The organism is Stenotrophomonas sp. FSL W7-1447, assembly GCF_037966425.1.
GTDB lineage: Bacteria > Pseudomonadota > Gammaproteobacteria > Xanthomonadales > Xanthomonadaceae > Stenotrophomonas > Stenotrophomonas pavanii.
On record NZ_CP150199.1, the window covers coordinates 1445733 to 1467098 of the forward strand.

General features: G+C 60.3%; 15 protein-coding genes. 8 read left to right on the forward strand and 7 right to left on the reverse strand.

Annotated features, from left to right (window positions below; translation table 11 throughout):
• Nucleotides 1-108 precede the first annotated feature (108 nt).
• Nucleotides 109-837, forward strand: coding sequence for a response regulator transcription factor (locus NSQ78_RS06725; protein WP_019659230.1), 729 nt, complete (start codon nucleotides 109-111; stop codon nucleotides 835-837).
• Between the two features lie 297 nt (nucleotides 838-1134).
• Here the strand turns inward: NSQ78_RS06725 and NSQ78_RS06730 are convergent, their stop codons facing one another.
• Both NSQ78_RS06730 and NSQ78_RS06735 read right to left on the reverse strand, forming a co-directional pair.
• Entirely contained in the window at nucleotides 1135-1503 is a 369-nt protein-coding gene (locus tag NSQ78_RS06730) for an H-NS histone family protein (RefSeq protein ID WP_019659229.1), read from the reverse strand.
• A 119-nt stretch (nucleotides 1504-1622) separates the two neighbouring features.
• Complete coding sequence (locus tag NSQ78_RS06735; protein WP_019659228.1) at nucleotides 1623-3020, reverse strand: site-specific integrase; 1398 nt, start codon at nucleotides 3018-3020, stop codon at nucleotides 1623-1625.
• 357 nt (nucleotides 3021-3377) lie between these two features.
• Here NSQ78_RS06735 and NSQ78_RS06740 point away from each other — a divergent pair, with 357 nt between their 5' ends.
• The 5 genes from NSQ78_RS06740 to NSQ78_RS06760 all read left to right on the forward strand — a co-directional run bounded on the left by NSQ78_RS06740 (nucleotide 3378) and on the right by NSQ78_RS06760 (nucleotide 10537).
• Entirely contained in the window at nucleotides 3378-3743 is a 366-nt protein-coding gene (locus NSQ78_RS06740) for a DUF6624 domain-containing protein (protein WP_019659227.1), read from the forward strand.
• 420 nt (nucleotides 3744-4163) lie between these two features.
• Complete coding sequence (locus tag NSQ78_RS06745; protein WP_143568718.1) at nucleotides 4164-4484, forward strand: type II toxin-antitoxin system RelE/ParE family toxin; 321 nt, start codon at nucleotides 4164-4166, stop codon at nucleotides 4482-4484.
• Nucleotides 4485-5040: 556 nt separating this feature from the next.
• Complete coding sequence (locus NSQ78_RS06750; protein WP_339208195.1) at nucleotides 5041-7923, forward strand: pitrilysin family protein; 2883 nt, start codon at nucleotides 5041-5043, stop codon at nucleotides 7921-7923.
• 170 nt (nucleotides 7924-8093) lie between these two features.
• On the forward strand, nucleotides 8094-9737 hold the full coding sequence (locus NSQ78_RS06755) for a DUF6119 family protein (protein WP_049433922.1): 1644 nt from the start codon (nucleotides 8094-8096) through the stop codon (nucleotides 9735-9737).
• A gap of 65 nt (nucleotides 9738-9802) precedes the next feature.
• Nucleotides 9803-10537, forward strand: a complete 735-nt coding sequence (locus tag NSQ78_RS06760; RefSeq protein WP_019659224.1) for a uracil-DNA glycosylase family protein — start codon at nucleotides 9803-9805, stop codon at nucleotides 10535-10537.
• A 730-nt stretch (nucleotides 10538-11267) separates the two neighbouring features.
• On the opposite strand, the gene NSQ78_RS06765 is transcribed toward NSQ78_RS06760, so the two are convergent.
• From NSQ78_RS06765 to NSQ78_RS06785, 5 genes are all read right to left on the reverse strand, one after another.
• Nucleotides 11268-11828 (reverse strand): hypothetical protein, encoded by a 561-nt coding sequence (locus tag NSQ78_RS06765; protein ID WP_019659223.1) that lies wholly within the window; start codon nucleotides 11826-11828, stop codon nucleotides 11268-11270.
• Nucleotides 11829-12010: 182 nt separating this feature from the next.
• Nucleotides 12011-14191, reverse strand: a complete 2181-nt coding sequence (locus NSQ78_RS06770; RefSeq protein ID WP_019659222.1) for a DEAD/DEAH box helicase — start codon at nucleotides 14189-14191, stop codon at nucleotides 12011-12013.
• 2 nt (nucleotides 14192-14193) lie between these two features.
• Nucleotides 14194-15492, reverse strand: a complete 1299-nt coding sequence (locus NSQ78_RS06775; RefSeq protein WP_019659221.1) for an ATP-binding protein — start codon at nucleotides 15490-15492, stop codon at nucleotides 14194-14196.
• Nucleotides 15489-18452, reverse strand: a complete 2964-nt coding sequence (locus NSQ78_RS06780; protein ID WP_019659220.1) for a TerB N-terminal domain-containing protein — start codon at nucleotides 18450-18452, stop codon at nucleotides 15489-15491. Before NSQ78_RS06780 ends, NSQ78_RS06775 begins: the two co-directional genes overlap by 4 nt.
• A 189-nt stretch (nucleotides 18453-18641) precedes the next feature.
• On the reverse strand, nucleotides 18642-18908 hold the full coding sequence (locus tag NSQ78_RS06785) for a hypothetical protein (protein WP_019659219.1): 267 nt from the start codon (nucleotides 18906-18908) through the stop codon (nucleotides 18642-18644).
• Nucleotides 18909-19167: 259 nt separating this feature from the next.
• Between NSQ78_RS06785 and mobQ the strand changes: the two genes are divergently transcribed.
• The gene (gene mobQ, locus NSQ78_RS06790; RefSeq protein ID WP_065183083.1) at nucleotides 19168-20691 is read left to right on the forward strand and encodes a MobQ family relaxase; all 1524 of its coding nucleotides are present in this window, start codon (nucleotides 19168-19170) and stop codon (nucleotides 20689-20691) included.
• Between the two features lie 44 nt (nucleotides 20692-20735).
• Complete coding sequence (locus tag NSQ78_RS06795; protein WP_065183082.1) at nucleotides 20736-20972, forward strand: hypothetical protein; 237 nt, start codon at nucleotides 20736-20738, stop codon at nucleotides 20970-20972.
• Nucleotides 20973-21366 lie beyond the last annotated feature (394 nt).

Here is a 21366-nt window from a genome sequence, read left to right on the forward strand (position 1 = left end):
TGCGGCGCAGGCTGACCGTCGTCATCGGCCAGTTGGCGACGCCCCGGCGTGGTGATAAGAAGGGCTCGCCGCCTCGACGGCTCCTGGACAAACATCAATAGTTGATCAATGACTCTTTCGAACTCTGTGTACTCGGTGTCGTCTCCTTACAGCGTGAGAAGAGTGCTGTTGGTTGAGGGTGACATTGAAAGCGCCGGCATACTTGAGGCTCAACTTCGAAAGGAGGGGTTCCTCGTAGCGGTTGCTGATGACGGAGAGCATGCCTTGGAGTTGTTCGCCCATTGGCACCCTCACATAGTGCTTCTAGAGACGATGTCTTCCAGGATGGCTGGTACCGATGTGCTCGCTATGATCCGCGGAAGGGCGAGCACACCTGTGATCATGATTTCTGCGATCGACGATGAGCGGGATAGGCTCGGTGCGCTGCATTGCGGCGCAGATGATTACATCGTCAAGCCATACAGTCCGCGGGAACTCGTCGCTCGTGTTCATGTGGTGTTGCGTCGCGTTTCGCTTGGATGGGGAATGGATAGCATCCTCCGGCAGGGAAGGCTGATTGCAGATGGAGTGGCGATGAGGGCACTGGTTGAATCAGAGGCGTCTGGACCGCCGGCTGTCGTCGACTTGACCCTGACCGAGTTCAACATCGTTTATGCGCTACTGCGGTCCCCTTCCAGAGCATTCACGCGTGGAGAGCTGCTCCAAGGCGTCGCTGCCGATGATTCGTCCAGTCGGGTTGTCGACACGCATGTCCACAATATCAGGAGGAAGCTCAAGCATCATGGCATCACCGGAGTGCTGGTGACGGTTAGAGGTGTGGGATACCGCTTCAAATGACGGCCGAACAGTCGCATGGCTAGTAGAGACTCTTGTAGATATGAGTTCGCCTCTGACCGAGTGGGCCGGTCGTTGGCCTAAGCAATGCATGATGCTCAGCATGTTGCGCCAATGTCGCTCGGCCAGGCGGTGGGTTAGCCTGAGTGAAGAAGGTCCAGCGAAGACTTTGAAGCTGCTGTGCTAGAGGTGGATTCGCAATGACGCGAATCCACGGAATTTCGATTTCTGGCGAGGGCCACAAGATGGTGGTTGGTAAGCGTTACAGCGTGAAGTCACGTGGAATCATGACGTGCGGACTCATTTGATCAAGAAGTCGCTCGGCGACTTCCCGTTCTGAACCAAAGCAGCGAGCCACTTCGGTTGGCGCCCACGGCCGGACCAAGTCTCACCAGGGTTGGCCGGATTGCGGTACTTAGGGGCGACCTTGCTGCCGGCCGTCTTCTTCGGATTCCGGACTACTCGCTTGCCGGCCTTTTCCGTGGATGGACTTGAAAGCGCCCCATAGAGCTCCTCAATCGTGTAACCGTGGTCTTTAACATACTTGTTGATCTTGGCTCGCATGGCGGCAGCCTTGGGGCGAGTCAGTACTCTGGTTTGCTGTTTCTCTGCTTGAGCGATCAGCGTCTTGAGTTCTTTTGCCGAGAGGTGGCTGACATCGATTGTCATCTGTTCTATCCGAGGTGCAGAAGGGATAGCGTAGTTCGAAATCCGCCTCGATGCGAATGACGACAGCCTATGGCAACGGCACCGCGTCATTCCGCAGCGGCTTGGCCATTGGCAATAGCTTACGGGTAGAACTTTCCCGGGTCGCTCAGCTGTTTCGCGAACTGCCCCCTCTGGTAGGGCGGCAGCTCCACCGGCGGCGCGTAGCGGCTCAGAAGGTCGATTTGCTTCCTTCGGGCGAGTTCCGGCTTCTTATGGAAGTAGGCCTCATGCAGCACCGGCACTCTCTTGCTGATGCTGTGGCCCGTCAGCAAGGCAATGTCCTCGTCGGGAATTCCCTTGTGATGGAGCTCCGTGGCGATGGTGTGCCGAAAGGCGTGCAGCCCAATCCCCTTCCCGAAACCCAAGCTCTTCAGGTAGGTGCTGAACTGGTTGAGCGCCGCTTGGCTGTAGCGCTGGTTCGACTCACCCGTTTTGCGGTTCACGCCGGCGGTCAGGTGGGGGAACAATCGAGGATGGCCACACGCGCGGATATCCTCCACGAAGTCCAGAAAGCCCGCATCAAGCACTTGGGGAGGGATGGGGAGGGTTCGAATGGCAGACTTTCCTTTCAGGCGCTGACGGCTTCGGTTGCGGGTCTTGTGCGCCAAGTCGGGATCGACGGTCTTCTGGATCCGTATGCACCAGACGCCAGCCTCTTGCACTACGTCCGCTAGTTTCAGCTGAGCGATTTCGTTGATGCGCGCCCCTGTGCACAGGCCAAGGATTGGAAGCCACCAGCGGTGGGGGTACTTGCTAGCCCATGGGACATATGTCTCCAGGTCGAAGATGCGCTTGAGTTCTGCATCGTCAAAAAGGCGCTCGGGCTTGTTCGGATCCACGACCAAGTCTTTCTTGATTTCGTCGAAGGCGACCATCGGCGAGGCACCAATGGCCTTGGATTTCTCTAGCTTTTTGAAGAAGGTCGATAGGAAGCGCCGGTGTTTCTCGAGCGTGGCGGGGGCGGGCGGAGCAACGTTGAGTTGCTTTCCACGCGCGACCGCCTGGTCGTAGGTAAACCTTCGGTACTCGGGGTCGGACAGCAGACGGTCTGGGGCCCAGCGAATGAGGTCCCACAGCTTGTAGATGTGAGCGTGGTCGATGCGGGTGACTGGTATGTCCCCGCAGGTCATTAGAAGCAGCCGTAGGGTGCGAGAGGTCGCCTCGACGGTCTCTCTGGCCAGGCAGCTGTAGTCGCCGCGATTGCGGATGTAGTCGTCAATTTCTACGGAGAGCGAGCGCCCGGGTGTGCCCGCCGGCAGCGGCTCGGGATACCGGGTGCCGTTCTTCGTTGAGCGTGCGCGGCGGGTGCGCTCATAGGCGGCATTGAGAATCTCTTGGGCCTGGATCGCGGCCTCTCGGCTGGTGACGACCAGCTTTCCGATCCGAAACCTGCCGATGCGGATGTCGGACATCTCCAGCGAGCCGTTGGGGTCGTCCAGGTAGATTTGGAGGGGGCTTGGTGGGGGAGTCAACGGCATTGCGGGCTTCCATCGTTTCGATGGAGGTACAGATAAACCAGCTTCAGCAATCGTCAATGGAAATGGGTCGTTCGCGTACCGACCGTAGGCATCTATTGTGAGCGCCCATTACTGCTTCTTCAGGAAAAGAAAATTACGCAGGAACTGGATGAATTTAATGTATTAAAATCAAAGACTTGACTGGATAAAAATTATGTCGAATCGCAGTCATTACGGTACTGTTTAATTTCTACAAGCTAACAACTCCCTCTGAGATGCTAGTTTAGTTCTGTACGGCTGCTAAACGGTGCGGCCAGTTGATGGCTGAGAGATCACTTGGGAGGTGGAGCTGTGGCGCAACGACTCGGTCCATTGTTAGTGATCGCGATCCTCTTCGCGCCGCTGGGAGTCAGCGGTGGGACGCCCACTGACCCCGAGCTGCGCGGTGAGCTCCTGCGGATGAAGAATGCCGATCAGGCGGTGCGGGACCTCCCGCTGACCACCGAGGGCGAGGAGAGGGTGCTCAGTGCCGTCGATGCGGTGCACACCGCTCGGCTGAAGGCGATCGTTGCGGCCCATGGCTGGCCGACCGTGGCGCAGGTGGGCCAGGACGGGGCGGACGCGGCTTGGTTGCTTGCCCAGCATGCCGACAAGGACCCGGCGTTCCAGCGCTCTGTTGCGGAAGCCATGGAGCCCTTGGTAGCCACGGGGCGGGTCAGAGCGTTCAGTTACGTCTATCTGTGATGCATACACGATCCTGGGCGGCACCATTGGATGTTGGCTCCACGATGCGCGAGTGGCATACCTGACAATGCTGCCAGTTCCATCGCCCGCATGATCTCTTATCGGTTCCGATAGCGGCCAGATAGAACTAATGGGCAAGTTGACCCGTGTTTGTGGTCTGATAGCCTAGAGTCGCAATGCGTGCTTGAACAAGGAACTCATTTTTGGAGGGCGTGATATGAAAGAAAGTGATCAGGATTGGCTGGCGCGGGTTGCTGAAGTGCGGGAACGACTACGTGATGGAACGGAGCCTGTGATCCTATTGGAAGAGTATGAAGAGCTCCGGGCTGCGAGGAAGAAGAAGCGAGAGCTGGGAAGGCAGATTGGTGCCCCCCCGAAGCCCCTCTATTAGGTGGCCTAAATCCTTCTGGCTTTAACTGAATGATTCATGATTTCGCCTATGGAGTGGGTGTGAAAATTTATCAGGTCAGGATTACTGCGAGTGCCCAGGGGCAGCTGGATGCATGGGAGTTTGAGCATTCCCAAAAATTTGATTGGTCCGCAGCTGACGCTTACATCGATGATTTCGTCGAGGATGCTCGCACGCTATCGGACAACCCCCTGCGTGGGACGCTTGTGACGGTTGGGGGAAATGTTTTTCGACAAATTACTGGTTCGAGGACTCTGTGCCGCATCTCATATGATGTGGATGAAGATTGTGCGTATGTGGATGTTCTTGATTTTCGCCGTGCCAGTAAGTAGAAAGTATCAGTCAGTTTGAGGGTCTATTGCTGGAGTGATCTTAAGGCTGGCATTTGTCTCGTACGGATCGCCGTAGTTCCAGTCCCGGCATGTACGGATTGGTCTGATTCCTGCTTGCCCACCATTCGGTGCGAATCCATCCTTCCAGTGTTCCCTGACAGAAGCAGCGACCCCCTTAATGACCTCGAGGCAGAATGCCGCGTCAAATTGGGTCTGAGATTCAATAGCATGCACAATTCTCCAGCGCTATGGAACGCAGGGGCGTTGTGCAGACCCGGGGCGTTGGGAACCGCGCGCGGTTGAAGCCCCTGGGACGCTTGACGAGCGTCGCGCTCGAATGGGCCTGGCGCCCATGGCGGAGTATCAAGCGATGGTCTCCAGGCATTGCGAGCAGTTTGGGCGTTAAGATCGGATCAGCAGCTGCGGCGCTGCACGGGAACAGGCTGGGGTGAGGCCGGTTCTCCGGCATGGGGAGTTGAGAGCCCCGAGCAGTTCCGGTGCCCCGTCGCGGTGTTGCAGGGCGTGCGGGTCGGCAACTACGTAGCGAGGGAGATGCATGGGGGCTTTCGTGGGTCGCGCGAAGAGGTGGCTTGGGACGGCGCTCGCACTTGGCGCTTTCAGCCTGCCCGTGGGGGCGAGCAACCCGGAAGCGGCGTCGCACGCCTCGGCTGCAGCTCCGCAAGCGGTGGACATCCCCTTCGAGCGCTTCACGCTGCCCAATGGGCTGCGTGTCATTGTGCACACCGACCGGAAGGCGCCCATCGTGGCGGTCCACCTGTGGTATCAGGTGGGCTCCGGAGATGAGCCTGCCGGCCGCACCGGTTTTGCGCACCTCTTCGAGCATTTGATGTTCCGCGGCACCGAGCATTACCGCGACGCCTACTACGGGCCGCTGCAACGCGTCGGCGCCACCGACGTCAATGCCACGGTTACGCCGGAGCGCACCAACTACATGCAGGTGGTTCCATCCACGGCGCTGGACCTGGCGCTCTGGATGGAGTCCGATCGCATGGGTCATCTGCTGGGTGCCATCGATCAGAAGGCGCTGGATACCGAACGGGGCATTGTCGAGAACGAGAAGCTGCAGCGGCGTGGCGTGCCTTACGGACTCGTATGGGAGCAGCTCTCCCGGTCAAGCTACCCGCCGGGGCACCCGTACCATCATTCGACCTTCGGATCCGCACGCGATCTGCAGGCGGCCACGCTTGCCGACGTCCAGGATTGGTTCCGGACCTGGTACGGCCCAAACAACGCGGTGCTGGTGCTGTCAGGCGATGTTGGCGTTGAAGAGGCCAGGAAGAAGGTTGAGTCCTACTTCGGGCACATCCCATCTGCGCCCGACGTAGCCAGGTCTTCCGTGGACGTCGCCAACCGGGCTTCCACCACCCGGGAAACCTTGTCCGATCAGGTCCCTCAAGCGCGTGTTCACCGGACATGGAACATCGCAGCTCGTGGGACGCCGGACTTTGATCAGCTGCGGGTGTTGGCTTACATCCTGGGAGGAGGCAATGCCTCCCGGCTGGGCAAGCGCCTGGTGCACTCCGATCAACTTGCCACTGACGTGACGGCAGAGGCAGGGGGGCAGCTCGGATCTCGACTCATGATCGTCGCCAACGTGCGCGATGGTGTCGACCCGTCGGCCGTGGAAACCGCCATCGAGGTGGAGCTTCAGCGTCTGCTGAACGATGGTCCCACCCTCGATGAGGTGCAACGTGCGCGGGCCGCGATGCGGGCCGAGTTCGTGAAGAGCATCGAGCGTAACGGTGGGATGGACGGCAAGGCAGAAGTGCTCGCCGCCTGTGAGGCATTTGAAGGCGATGCAGGCTGTTACCGGAGGTCCGCCGACGTGGTGGCATCGGCCACGCCCGACCAGCTGGTCCGCGTCGCTCGCCGCTGGCTGGGGCAGGGGGATCACATCCTGACGGTCATTCCGGGCGCCCGCGCTGCGTTCGCTGAGGAGGCCGAGCCGGCTGACGCGGTGTCCCACGCGCAAAGCCCAGGCAAAACCCATCGCGCTGCGGCACCGGGCGTGGATCGCAGCGCAGGGCCACCGTTTCCTGAAAGCTATCCGGAGTTGAGATTCCCTGCGATCGAGCGGGCGGCGCTGTCGAACGGCACCCACGTGATCCTGGCTCGACGGGAGGACGTCCCGCTTGTTCGCATGTCGTATCAATTCCCGGTGGATCCCGCGGCAACTGCGGGTCTGGCAGACATGGCGTTCAGCATGCTGGCGGAGGGGGCAGGGGATTACGATGCCTTGACGTTCGCGGCGCGCGCTGAATCGCTGGGGGCGGAGCTGGGTTCAAGTGTCGACGTGGGCAGCGGCGCGGTGACCCTGGTCGGTCTCAGAGACACGCTTGACGATTCGGTTGCGCTGTACGCGGACATGCTGCGCCGACCGCGCTTTGAGCCGGCAGCGATGGATCGCATGCGTGCCGCCAAGGTGGGGGCGCTTCGGGAGGAGGCGGCTAACCCACAGCGCTTGGCCACGAGCCTGTTTCCTGCGCTGCTGTACGGGCTCGATCATCCGTACGCCCAGGCCTTCAATGCACCGGGCACAGTGGCCTCCGTTGAGGCTTTGCGCCGCGATGACCTGGTGGAGTTCCACCGTGCCTGGATCCGGCCGGAGCGGGGCACGCTTGTCGTGGTCGGGGATACGACGCTCCACGAACTGATCCCGGTCCTTGAGAGGCATCTGGGCGACTGGCGCGGGTCGGGTGGGATCCCTGAGGTGCGCATCGACGACCGCCTGCCCGCGCAGGCGAGGCCACGGGTGTATCTGGTCGACAGCCCTGGCGCCCTGCAGGCTACCCTGGTGGCCGGGCAACTGGTCGCGCCGAGTTCAGACCCCCGGACGTTGGCCTTCGAGGTCGCCAATTCCGTCCTGGGAGGATCGCCAAGCGCGCGCCTCAACATGAATCTGCGAGAGGCCAAGGGCTGGTCCTACGGCGTGATCTCCAGTGCTGCCAATGCCCCGATAGCGCGACCCTGGCGAGTGGTGGCGCCGGTGCAGTCCGACCGCGTGGCGGAGGCCATGGCGGAGATTCACCGCGAGATTGCGGAGTACGCGTCCGGACCGGCGCCTGCCAGGCAGGACGAGGTTGCACGCTTCCGGGACAGCCAGGTGCGGCGTCTGGCGGGTGGTTTCGAGACGCGGGAGGCCGTCGCGTCGGAGATCGCAGACATCGTGCGGTTCGACCGGCCAGAGGATTGGACCACACAGCGCAGCAGCGCCCTCCGACAACTCGATCTCAACGAGGTCCGGGCCGCTGCCGCCGCGCTGGACGCCAGCAAGTTGACTTGGGTCGTGGTGGGTGACTTGTCCCGTGTCGAGGCACCCGTGCGTGCCATGGGGCTGGGCGAGGTGATCGTGATTGATTCGCAAGGCGCGCCGCTGCAACCCGGGAAAGCCCGGTCGGGCGGGAGTGGAGTGAACTAGGCTCGGCAATCGGGTCTAGATTGCTTTCAAGGACCTCAGGTAAGAAGATTTGTGTGCAATGCGTCTTAGGCGTTCCGGCAGGCGAATGGGCAGCTCTGAGGAATCAGTGGCATAGGACGCCCGGCCGGGGTGGTAGCACCACAGTTGAATTGTTTGTCCAAGGGAGGGGTATGAACAATTACTCGGTCTACTTGCTGCGTGAGGACATCAAGACGGACTACGACGCGATCGCCGTCCAAGTTGCTGGCATTCCCGTAGTCGATGGTGCGTCGCATTACGGGACACTGTTCGTGAAGCCGACGGCACCACGGGAGCCGAAGTGGTCTCCCTTGTTTACGCCCTTTGTGGATAAGAAAAAGCTTGGAAATGTCCAGTCCTCCGCAGCCGTCCTCATCGTTCCTGTGGACAAGCGCCTTTTCGCCGTTACGTTTGGCCAAGGAAGGCATCTACTAAAGCCCGAGGCTTTTGAGGAGCGGTTTGGGCTGCTCGTAACACTGAACTCCGTGCGGCAGGATGCTCTACGTAGTGTGGATAAGCGCGCCTTCGTGGATGACCAGAACAGCCGTGTGCAAACCAGTCAGGCATCTGCTGCCTTGGAATTCGGCATCGATATCGAGCGCGACCTTATTCGGGGCATCGTTGGCTATCCCGATGCGCCTGAGATGGGGCGCCGGTTGTCCGGATCGGATGCCCTCAACTTCACCAGCAAAGCGGATATACCGGAGCTGAGAAGGCAGCTGCGCCGCTATCTTCGGGCCTACTCTTCCACCGATTACAAGGAGAAGTTTCCTTGGGTTGATCAGGTTCGCCAGCTAAGGCCCAAGGGTCAACGTGCAGTCGAGCTAGATGCCCTGATGGTGGAGAAGCTAAAGATCGCCTGGAAGCAAGGTGGGCGGGTAGAGGGTTGTTGGCTTGCTATTCCGGATGTGGTGGACTGGGCCCGCATCGCAGGCTTCAAGTTCACCCGCAAGAAGAACGAAGGCATGTCTTCGGATCTCCACCTGCCTGGCCTCGTACAAGCATATCCGGATGCAGAGCCGAACATTGAGTTCTTGCGATCCCGGCAGGCATTCGCAGTGGATGAGGAGCAGTGGACCGTAGAGGACTGGCAAGTCTACCGCTGCATCCACTGTGAGCTGGAGGATGGTGGGAAATCTTACGTGCTCTCCGCAGGGAACTGGTTTGAGGTCCATGATGATTTTGCCGCAAGCATCGAAGAATTCTATGCGAACATCGCCAAGTTCCCTTTAGAGCTACCGATCTACAACCACGACGATGAGGCGGCTTACAACCAGGCCCTTGTGGACGAGAGCAATGGGGCGTGGTGTTTGATGGATCGCAAGCTTCTCAACGTGGGCGGTGTGCACGACAAAGTTGAGTTCTGCGATGTCTATGGGGCTAAGACTCTCTTGCACATAAAGCACTACGGCAGTTCCAGCGTGCTCGGTCACCTGTTCAATCAGGGATTGGTGTCAGCCGAGCTGCTTAAGTCAGACAAGAGCTTCGTGCAACTCGCCAACGAGAAGATCGATCCGGCTCATGCGCTTGATCTTCCCGTTGACGTCCCGCGTGATGTCAAGGATTACAAGGTGGTGTTCGGTGTGATAAGCCAGTCTGAAGCGCCAGGACTACATCTGCCATTTTTCGCCAAGGTTGTGCTCAAGTCTGTATGCGCGCGCATCCTCGAGCGTGGCTTTGGAGAGGTCATGCTTGCCAAGATCTCTGTCGATCAAGACAAAGTTAAGGTGAAGAAACTGCCGCCAGGTAAGAAGCCAGCGAAGCGCGGGCAAAGGATGGCACGGGGCGGCCACTGAGTCGTTTCAGCTGACAGTGTTGTCCTGTTCGGGTCTATTCGGAGTGCATTGTTGGAGGAGTGAGTATGACCAAGGGAAATCAAGCTGTGCGGAAGTCTGCCATCCCACCTGAAACGGATCTGGAGGGCCATCAATGGCCCAATGAAGTTCGTTTCACCCCGTATTGGGGTGACCTCTACTGGGGCGGGACGGAGGGGCGGCGGGTGCTCTTGCTTGGCGAGTCGCACTATCGGAGGGAGGGGACGAGCGATTCGCTAGAAGTGACCCGTCCTTTCACTCAAGACCATTTCCGAGAGATGGCCTTGCCGGTCCGGAACGGCCGTGACGGACCCTTCTTCAAGGCGCTCGATCTGATCCTCACCGGGCGGCAGGACTACCAACTCCAAGACGCCGCCGCGGCTTGGAGACGCGTGGCATTCCTGAACCTATCGCAGGCGTTCGCAGGTTCCCAAGCAAATCACCGGCCGCGAAATCAGGCGCTGCGCGACGGCGGGGACGTATTGGTTCGAGACATTCTGCCGGTGCTTCGGCCGGATGTGGTGCTGGTGCTCGGTCGCACAGCTTGGCGGTTCTTTAGTCATGGTGAACCGCGACCGGGCTTGGAGCCCTTCATCGCCCAGCAGGTGAATCGAGGGGCTGGCAAGCGACGCTACATTGAATCTCGGGAAGTCTGGTCGCTGGACTACACGGGAGGGTCCGCCCTGATGACGTGGGTCTACCATCCATCGTGGAACGTAGACACATGGCAGGATCGGGCGGGAGCGCTCCGGCACCTCATCTCATTTGCGAAACAGTGCTGATACTGTCAAGCCTCCCTGGGCAGAATGGAGGGAGGGCGGGCAACGGCAATGTCGAACGAATTAGTTTATATCGTTAGGGTATATTGACAGTCGTGGCGCGATGTTGCAGCTTTGTATGGCCGTTCCCTCTCAATGAAGGAGTCAAGTTATGTCGATTAAGCCTGGCCCGAAGCCGATAGCTCCCTCCACCGGGCAGCCGGATAAGCGTCGGCGGGATAACAAGGATACCCCCGGGAATACCCCTGGCTTGAAGCCTCACAAGCATAAGCCCGGCAAGTGACTTAAAGCGGATTGGTTGTCGGCGGCAGGGATCAAAAGAGCAGAAGTGCGACACTGGCCGACACCACTATGGCGCCGGCCTTCGTAGCTGTTGCCTGTTGTTGAAGTAATCGGTTTGGATATGCGCGGAAGCAATTGGCACTCTTGTCGTGTGGCGGCAAGCGGAGGGGCGATGTCTTCACCTGCCCTGAGAGTGCACAGCCGAGTGTTATGGTGAGGATGAAATCGCCGAAGTCCTGACAAAAGACTGCTGGTTTCTAGTTGGAATGCTCGGCGTATTGGATAGCCAAGACGATCCTGGAGTTCCAGACACCAGGGCGGCGTGCCCTGGAGTGTGGGGCATTCTGTTGGAAAGTGAAGAGCGGCATACTGCGCGCTCAGCTAACGCTCAACCCCATTGGCGGAAAAGAGGTCTTGCCGACGGGGTTGAGCAGCCTGCGTAAACGACTACTTACATCCTGCGCAGACCAGATGGCGCCATAGGCTTGAGTCCTTCAACCCACCTGTCGAAAATGAGCGCAGCAAGAACTTTATGGTTAAGCCTCTCGGATTCGCTGGGGGCGCGAACCTTGACGCTGATGTCTAGGTTGGCGCTGAGTTGCTGTTCCAGCTCAGGCAGCCGTGACGCATGCTTGCTGAGCTGCTTTTGATGAGTAGCGAGCAACACTGCTATATCAAGGTATAGCTGTTGCAGATAGATCAATCGGTCTTGCGTCGCTGCTGCCTTAATGGCGGACTTCGGCGTGGTCGCCTCGCCCCAGAAGAGGCCGCCGCCATTGATGACTTTGCTGATGTGGTCAATGAGCCATCCGCCTCCAGCGACTGCGCCCGTCGCCAGAAGGCCTCCGACAACGTCGATTATAGCTTTCTCCAGAACTTTCTTTGCCCAGGCTTTCCGTGTCTGAGCTGCATTGGCCGGGGACCCGCTGCCGGTTGCTTCGGTTGGCTTCTTAGTCTGCTTCTTCGCGGAGGTCTTGTTACTCGAAGATCTATTTTGGCCTTCTTCCGTCATTTTGCTCGTCCTTTTAATGGAAACTCTATATCGGTGGGTGGGGTTCAATAAATAATATACGAAGCAAGGCGCGATAGCCGATGCCGGCCATCTTCAGTAATCCGGTTAATTTGAATGAGACAACGAGGCTATAGCCTCATTCTGAGATGGCATCAGCCCTGGACTGGTCACAACGTGGTGGACTACCCGAACGCGCGCGCGAGCCAATCGGTAGCCCCTTCCAAGTCTAGCTTCATTGACGCGTAGGAGCGTCTCAAAAGGCGTGGAGGGAGGAGGCCGTCCCACTTCTGCGTGACCAGGTTGTTCGCAGAGTGAAGAAGCGCCTCTGGCGATGGCAATGGCATCTTTGCAACCCGCCCGAGCACCTTGATCACATCATCGAGACTCCTTGCTCCCATGGAAATTTCCACGCCCAGCCTACCTGCCTGAGAAGTGAATCCCTGAGCGTTCAAAAGGCAGGCGATGGCTTCATTTGCGGAGTCTCCCAGCCACGTCAGCAGCAAGGCGTCGCTGCCCTGGTCGAGAAGAATCTTCCCGTCGAGCCCCAATTGACGGTAGGCGTTCTGCGCCTCCTGCAGGAAGCGAGCGGCAGTTGGGTCCAGGAAGTCTGGTTTGATCTCTTGCTGATACAGCCCGCGCATCTTCTGGCGAACCTGCGTGTGGACCTGACCGCCCGTTCCATTGAAAAGAGGCGGGGTCCCGCCCTTCGCAGCGGTCACGTAGATCGTCTTTTGGGCTTCGTCGATCTGCTCTACTAGCCAAGTGCGACCGCCAAATAGAATTCGTTGGCCGACGGTCACCAGTTGGGATACGGGGAGCGTGCCCAGTGCCTTGCCGGCGGCCACGATCCGGAACTCTTCGTCGACGCTGAAAGCGGCGTAGAAGGTGTAGTGGTTGACCAACTTGTCGCCGACCGGGCCGTGGAGCAGCAAGCCGGAGCCGTCTTGAATCAGGACCTGTTCTTGGCCAAGGTGGCGAAGCAACTCTGCGAACGCGTCTTGGGACAGCCCGTGGAACGGTCCCTGATCTGCGCAGAGCAGCTGATAGGCTTGGGCTGCCTTGAGTCCGCCGTACTGGGCAATGGAGGAGAGCAACTGCTGAACCAGCGTCGATAGGTGTAGCCCGTTGACCGAAGGCGGTTCAAACCACCTCTCCAGCAGTAGCAGTACGCAAGCAGTGGACTGAACTGTGTCCAGTCGAAGCCTTGTTTTCAACGTCGACTCAGCATCGATTGCATCCTCGATAACGTAGCCTCGCAACACCGCTGGCTCTCCAGGGCGGCGTCCGGAGCGACCAAGGCGCTGGCGAAGGCTGGCCACGGAAGGTGGTGGGCCAATTTGCGCGATGCTTTTCACCGCTCCGATATCGATGCCTAGTTCCAGGGTGTTCGTGCAAATTGCGCTTGCTGGACGACCCCTTTGCTTCAGAGCCGCTTCCGTGTCCGTGCGTATCTCTTTGGACAGACTCCCATGGTGTGGCCAGAACTCTCTCGGCCGGCCGTCCCGTTCGCTCAGCAGGTTGAGGAGGTGGGTGTAGCGTTCAACCTCCCTTCGGCTATTGGGGAAGATCAGGTTGTTCGTCCCTGAAAGGACCCGGTAGAGGTGCTCGGCCAGTGCAGCGGGAGCCGCCGGATTCTCGTCGGACCCGGCGTCAGGTGCGGGTTGTTCGTAGCCCTTGATGATCAGTTGGAGATCATTTCCGGTTGATGAGGCGTTGACCAGCGCGGGGGCAGCCCCAACACCCGGGCGTAGGAAAGCCCCAGCGCTCGAAAAGTCACCCAAGGTTGCCGACAGGCCCAGGCGGGGAGTCTGCCGCCGTAACAGCACGTCGATCCGGTGCATCAACGATTGGAGCTGCTTCCCGCGCTCGCTTCCAATGAACGCATGGAGTTCGTCCACGACAACGTAGAGGAGCTTGGAGAACGCGGCGCCTACGGAGGTTCCGCGGTTGCAGAGCATCGCCTCCAAGGACTCCGGCGTGATCAGGAGCACGCCACGGGGGTGCTTAAAGAACCGCTGCTTGGTGGAGCCCGATACGTCCCCGTGCCAAGGCCACACGGGGACTTCAAGGTCCTCGCAAAGCCGCTGCAGCCGTTCAAACTGGTCGTTGATGAGCGCCTTTAGAGGGCTGATGTAGACAATCAGGCCCTCCTCGTCGGTGTTCAGAAGGTGCGTGAGCGCAGGAAGAAAAGCGGCCTCGGTTTTTCCCGAGGCGGTGCTGGCGGCGATGATCACGTCCCGGTCGGCGCTCAGGACGAGAGGAATCGCCAATTCCTGGACCTCACGCAGCGCCTCCCATTGTTCGGTCCAGAGGTAGCGCTGGATTCGAGGGTGCAGCGATTGGAAGGCGCTGGAGGCAGTCATCGTTAGAGCCTGAACGACGCCAGCTCGTCGTCCTCTTGCACGACCAATTCGCCGTCGCCCCCGTGGTCAGCTGCCACCTCGACCGATCCGATCAGGTCCTGCCAGTCCACGCCCGGGTTCTGCTCCAAGACGGCCAAGAGGTTGATAAAGGCGGTGATCGTTGTGCGCGGGGTGCGGAAGAAGTTATCGCCGATTCGATTGGCGCAATGGGTCATGAACTGGTGAATGGCTTCATCGGGCAAGAGATACTTGCCCGCGTCGCCGGCAGCGTAGACATGGCGAATCTTGGTGAGCAGGACGTAGAAGTCTTCGGCTGTCAGGCTCGACAGTCGAACGACAGGGCCGCTGAAATCCACCAACCCGTTGGTGGCAAAGGTATTCTGGGCCAGGCGGCTCTGAAGAGCTTCATAGCTGTAGACGCCGCGGCGGGTATCCATCAGGAAATCCGGGGTGCCGCCCAGAACAAAACCAAGGCCAACCGCAGTGCCCTGCAGGGAGTCGTTGAGCATGCGCAGGAGCTGTTCGTAGTTTGCATTCCGAGCCTGGGCGTTGGCCAACTTGTAGAGGTTGACCAGTTCGTCCAGGCACACCAGCAGGCCGCTATAGCCCGCCAGCCGAACAAAGCGGCCCATGAGCTTGAGCTGGTCGTAGACCGATGCGTCGTCCACGATGGTTCGGACGCCCAGCGCTGCACGCGCGTCCGTCCGGGTGGCAAATTCGCCACGCAACCAACGAATGGCATCGGACTTGAGCTGCTCGTTGCCTTGTTCGAAACCTCTCCAATAAGCGGCGATCACGTCGGCAAAGTCATAGCCGTTCACCAGTTCGCTCAGCTGCTCGAGCTTCGCGCGAATGACCTGCTCGGTGGATACGCCTTGCGACTTGGATTCGGCCACTGCGGTCGAAATGAACTTCTCTACCACCCCGGGCAGGGCGCCTCCGTCGGGCTTGGTCCGAGTGGCCAAGTTCCGCATGAGCTCCGCGTAGAGCGACCGGGCCTGCCCCCCTGAAGCATGCAACCGCCTGTCGGGATTCAGATCCGCGCTGGCCACGACGAGCTTCCGCTCCATTGCAATGGCGCGAACGAGGTTCAAGAAAAAGGTCTTGCCTGCGCCGTACTCACCCACCACCAGGCGGAAGGACGAGCCGCCATCGGCGAGCCGATCGATGTCACTGACCAGGGTTTGCACTTCACGGGCGCGCCCGACCTGGATCAAATGCTGACCGGCGCGTGGAACGACGCCGGCGCGCAGCGACTGGATCACCGCGTCGCGGTCCCTGGAACGGATTGGGCTGCTCATTGCTCGATCTTCTCAATGAATTCGGGGTTGATCTCCAACGGGTCGTCGCCGTCGGAAAATGGAATGTCGTAAGCGTCGAACGACGCATCGTTGATTTGTTCAAGCGCGCCGTCGAGCATCAGCTCCATGTCTGCCGCGCCATCTTCCAGTTCTGCACGGGTCCAGACGGGGCGCGACAGCATTAGCCTCAGCAATGCGCTGTGTGCCTGATCAAGCCCGAGCAACTGACCAGCACTCTCCACCTCGGCACTCACCGCTTCCGCCGGCGCAAGATCAGGGGGAGTCGCTTCCTCGTCGGTGAAAATGTTGGCGAGCAATGCGGAGACTTGGGCTGTGTCCCGCTGAAGAGCAGCGATCCGGTCGGGATCGAGTTGGAATGCGCCAGACGCAGCCTTGGGCAATGCGCTGGGGGCTTTGGGCGGGCGTGGGGCATGGACGTCGCTGAACACACGAGCGGGATCCACGCCCAACGCTTTGTAGACGCGCTCCAAGAACCGGACCTCCTCTGGGGAGACCATCCCGTCGACTTGGGCGAGCGTGGCCATGGACCCGGCGATGGCGTCCTTTATGTCCCCGCTGAGCGGATCCAGCTTCTTGCGCAGCGTAGGCAAGGAAAGCGGTGCCATCGCCAAGAGATCAAGGTGCGCGCGCAGACGCCGTCGGTCACCCTCGCTCAGATGCGTCCAGCTTTCGATTTCGCGTGAAAGGTGCTCAAGTTCGTGGGTGCTGAACGTGCCATCAGACTGAGCGACCGTCGAGGCGAGTTGCAGGGTCAACTGGGCCGTTTGATAGGCCTGAGCGTCGGTTCGATGGGTTTGGTCGGGAAGCAGGGGGAAGAGAACGATAGGGTCGTTCTCGCCAGGCACCCGCGCGCCTTCGAGCACATTGGGTTCCATGCCGACCTTGGACTGCTCTAGTGCTCGTGCGAGTTCCCGAATTTTGTCCTTGCCCAGGGTGGTTCCGACTGCCCCAAGCCTTTCCAATAGGTCGGTCAGCTTGATCGACAAATTGGCGGTTTGAACATCCGAAGCGACTTCGGCCAATGCGGTCCGCGTGGCCAGCGGCCAGATCTCTGACGGAAGCAGCAAGGTGCCCTCAATGGATTGGCGGGCCTCGGGGTTCTTGCCCACGAGCCGGCTGAAGGCTCCGAGGTCCTCCGTGCACTGAGAAACAAGTTCCTGCAGCGCCTTTAGGGGCGCTCGCAATGCGGTGACATCGGGAATGTCACCGAAAGTCTTGGTGCCGGCATCAGTCCGGTCCAAGGCCGGGTTAAAGGGGCGGCGTGTGAACTTCAGCTTGGTGCGGTTTTTTGGCAGCACCATTCCAGGGCCGAACGTCTCTTGATACCGCAGAGCGAAAAGGCGATCGAACTCTTCCGCACAACGCGTTGCGGCGGTTCGCAGCGGAATCTCTGGATTGAGCCGCACCCAGGCCGTGGCCAGCGCGGCGGGCACGGGGACTCGATCCAAGGAGCATTGCCCCAGGGCCAAGCGGATGTAGAAAGGCAGTTCGTAAGTTCGTTCGAACGCGGGAAGCGGCGCGTTGTAAAGCTGTTCGCCTGCTTCGGTCAGAGCCATCCAGTCGAGCAGGCTGTTGACATGACCGTGGACATTCGGAAGCACGGCGGCATAAGCAGACGACAAACGGCGGAGCATCGCCTTGATAGCGGGCCAGTCTTGCTTGGAATCCGGATCGTTCCCCGAATCCAGCAAGATGCGACGCTCCAATCCAAACAGGAACAATCGAACATACTGGATTGCGCAGCCGGGATCGGTACGGTCCGAAGCGAGCCACTTCAGATAGGCGTGGCGTTCAGCGGGTTCAAAATCTGCGTAGCCTCCCCAGTAGCGCGTCGTGGACCGGTAATCCCCGTATCGCCCAACGGCAAGAACGCCATTGACCAAGCTGGGCTCGTTCTCACGCGTGCCAGGGGTGGTCAGCCGCGGACCTGTGTAGAACAGGCCGCCCCGGATAACAATGCCCGCGATCTCGATCTCGTCCTGGGCGCCGAGCCAGCGGGTCTTGTCCCAGCCCTCGGGGGGGCGGGGTACCGTGAATTGCTTTGCCGGCGTTCCGGCGTCGATGGCCACCCGCCGGAGCTCATCGGGCAGGGAGGGAGGCGAAGCCCGCGATGGAAGCGGGGGCGGCGGCGTCATTGCACCTGCGTCGCGGGTTCCGTTCGTGTGGGGAGGGTTAGTCTGCTCCGCGGCTCTTGAGTCCGAGTGCGCTCGCCCATCTATGGTGCCCGTCAAGGTTTCTCCCGAGGCTGTGTCCGCGTTTGTGGCGAACTGGATCAGCGGCTCGACCAGCTCATCTTGCGAAGTCGCGGCCAAGCGCTGGGTCACGGCAAGTTTCGCCGCAGCGAGGTTGCCCGGGCGCGCGCGCTCAATGCGTTCCTCGTCAGGTTGGTAGGGGTAGGGGGTAGAAGGGTTTGCGGAGCCCACGGCCGTCAGCACCCGTGCGGCGGACTCGATGGCAAGGCGCATGCTCACCGCGGCTTTGGCCTCTTCCAAATTGCCAGGACGGGGCGGCGAAAGAGTCTCCGGGGGCGCTTTGCTCGGGGCCTGCGCCGCAGGCAGCGCCGAGCGCCCCTCAGAGCCGAGCGGGCGCGCATCTTCTGGCACCGCAGCGCCGACCGATCCCGAGGACGTGCCCGATTCAATATTCGCGGGTCTCGCCGGTTGGGCAGCTTCTGCGCGGGGCTGTCTCTGTGCCGCCTGCCCAGATGGAAGAGCGGATGCCTTGATCAACTCCGCCAAGGTCGGCTCTGGAGCGGGGACCGGCTTGGCGGGAGAGGGTGTCTTTTTCGGGCGCATCGCCTGCCACTTGGCCCAGAGCCAAACGGCGGCGGCCACCGCAAGGACGATCCCCAAACCGATCCAGACTTCCTTTGGCACCAATGCTATGACGACCAGGATTGCGACGATCCAGCCGCCTGCGGTTTGCTTCCTTCTCGCCATGTGGCCCCCTGCCTTTGGCGCTTCCTTTTGGGGCATTGTAGCTCGCCAACCCCACGTGAGACGCGCATAGCCAGGACGGGGCGAGGCTCTGGGATGGCCAGGATTCGCCCATTCAGTATTGGCGTCCAGGGCACTGGCGTGCCTGCCCCAAGCCTTGACGTTGATGGCCGTACGAGTGAGCTGGGATGATCAGTGGGGTGGTGAGAGCCGTGTTTCGTTCACCGCAAGCATGTGCCGCTGCAGGGCTGCGACGATCTCGTTGTCTGGCAGGTTCTGGGCCCCGGCCAGGAAAACGAGTTCGGCCACTTGTCGTCTGCGCTTGGCGTCGTCGCGGCGCTTGATGGCCTTCTCCCGGGCATCCTGCCGCTGATGCGCCAGAAGCTCCCTGGCTTGAAGCTGGGCCAGCCGATGGGTGGCCCGTTGGATCTGATCGCGGTAGTGATTGGTGGATGACATGATCTTCTCCTAGTGAAGTCTCCCTCAGTGAAGCAATGATTTCTCATCCGTCAACCTATTTATGGCGCATCGCTTTCGCACTTGATGCAATTCAGAAAATCAGAAAAGAAAGATGCAAATGCAAAGAGCGAAAAGCGCACTTAGGCATCACAAGTGATGCGTGCGCAATGGGCTTCGCCCCTTGAACCCCAAGCCGCTTTGCGACTTGCCAACTGCAAATTCAAAGGCATAAAGAGCTCAAAGAACTGGAGCTCTCTGCATGGCGATATACCACACCCGTGTCAAAACCTTCTCCCGTGCCAAAGGCCATTCGGCCGTTGCCGCCGCCGCCTACCGCGCGGGCTTATCGCTCGTAGATGAGCGCACGGGAGCGCGGCACGACTACTCTCGCAGAGGCGGAGTGGTCGAGAGCCGCTGGGTGGTGCCTTTGAAGGCGCCAGACTGGTCGCTCGACGCCGCAAAGCTATGGCAAGCGGCCGAGGCGGCCGAGAGGCGAAAGGACGCAACCGTGGCCCGCGAGTTTGAGATCGCACTTCCGCACGAGCTCAACGGGCCGCAGCGCTCGGCCCTGACGGCGGACATAGCCCGCGCATTGGTTGATCGCTACGGCTTTGCAGTTCAAGCCAGCATCCACTCGCCGGGCAGTAACGACGGACTTAATTGGCACGTACACATCCTCGCCACGACGCGCCGCTTGGACGCCGAAGGGCTTGCGGACAAAACGCGCGAGCTCGACGGTGGACCCTCTGGGCGCAGCGAAGTGGAGTGGCTCCGAGCGATGGTGGCCCAGCTGACAAACCAGCACCTGGCCGCGGCCGAGATCGAAGTGTCGGTAGACCATCGAAGCTTGGAAGCGCAGGCGGAGGACGCGCTTGACCGGGGAGACATCGTCGCAGCAGCAATTCTGGGACGGCGCCCAACCTTCCACCTAGGCCAGCAGGCCTCAGCGTTGGAACGACGAGGCGTGGAGACCGATGTCGGAAAAGTCTTGGGCAACATCGTTGCGGACAATCAGAGATCCGCGCATCAGGCAGCAATACGGTTTGAGAAAGCAGCCACGGATACGGACCCAGCTCACGGACATGCAACGCCGCCATCGAACCGTATTGCGCTGGGGCCGAAATCGGGTACAAGCTACATCGAGGACGTAAAGGGATTCAGTCGGCGAGGAGTTTTGGCCATCCGCACTCTTCCCAATGCACCTGAACCCTCGCTGCAGTCACTGATGGAAAGGGCATGGGGACTTTGGCGTGACGTGGTGGCTGCGGGCCTTGAGGGGGCGCTTCGCTCCACACTCGTGCTTCTACGTCGCTTGGACTCGGCCATTGGCAACGGGAGCGTGGGAACAAGGGTGCGCAAGGATGTCCAGCGAGCGCTGAGAGGCTTGGCCGCGGTGAGACGACGAGCTACAGAGTGGGTGCGGCGGGTAGAGGCTGAACGACGGGCGGCATCGCTTCTGACGCGCGCCGAGAGGTCGTTGGAGGACTTCGTCGAGCAGCAGCCCCGACCAACAGGCGCTGGACTGGTGGCCTGGGCCCGGCGTCGCGGACGTCGTTTGGCAGCAATCGAGCAGCGTTTGGATGCCCTGAGAAAAGCTCGTGCCAAGATCGAGGACGGTCAGGAGGAGGCCTGTGCGAATCAGCTGTCAGCCGCCGTGGCAGAGTTGGAAACCGGCAGCAGGGTAGCCTTGGATCAGTTGGAGGATCCGGTTCACGAAACGGGAGACCCCGCAAAGCTGACTGTATCCATGCCGCAGGCCACGCCTCGGCCAGGGCTTCACTGACAGCAATGAAGAGCCCCCGCTGTGGCGGGGGCTCTGGACGTTCAATGAAGCGTTGGCCGCTTGGTCGTTGGCCGCTTGGCCGGGGGCCTGATTCCCCGCCGATCAGCGAGCAGTTGGTCCAACGGAGCCAGATCCTCTTTTACCTCGACGCGTTCCTTGGTTGTAGGAGCGGGCCGTGGCTGAAGGTGAGGCCTGTCATGAATGAGGTCGACTGGGTTTCCGCCTGCGCGCTGGCGCAAAACCTCGGCGGCGATCTCCAAGGCCACTCGAACATCTTCTGAGCGCTCTTGCTGTGTACGGCGGGCCGCTCGTTCGATGGTGCCGCTTAAAACCAGCGCGGCGATTCTGGTTTGTGGATCAGTCATGGTTCCTCCGTCGTTGGTGTGTGCCCGTCGTCGGTCAACTGAGCATCGATGGGTTGGATCGGACTTTTTCCTGAAGAGCTGCCCAGGACGCGCTCCGCGAGCTCCAGAGCGGCTTGAATGTCTCCCAAGCGCTCTTCGCGAGGGCGATGGACGGTGGGATTGAAGCTGCCGCTCAGAAGTAGCGCGGCGATTTGGGTTCGTGGATCTAGCAATGTGCGTCCTCGGTTGGTGTGTGCTCGTAGCCAACCAGTTAAGTGAAAATTAGCAAGGGCACTCAGCAGGGAATTGCGCACACAATTGCTACTTAGTC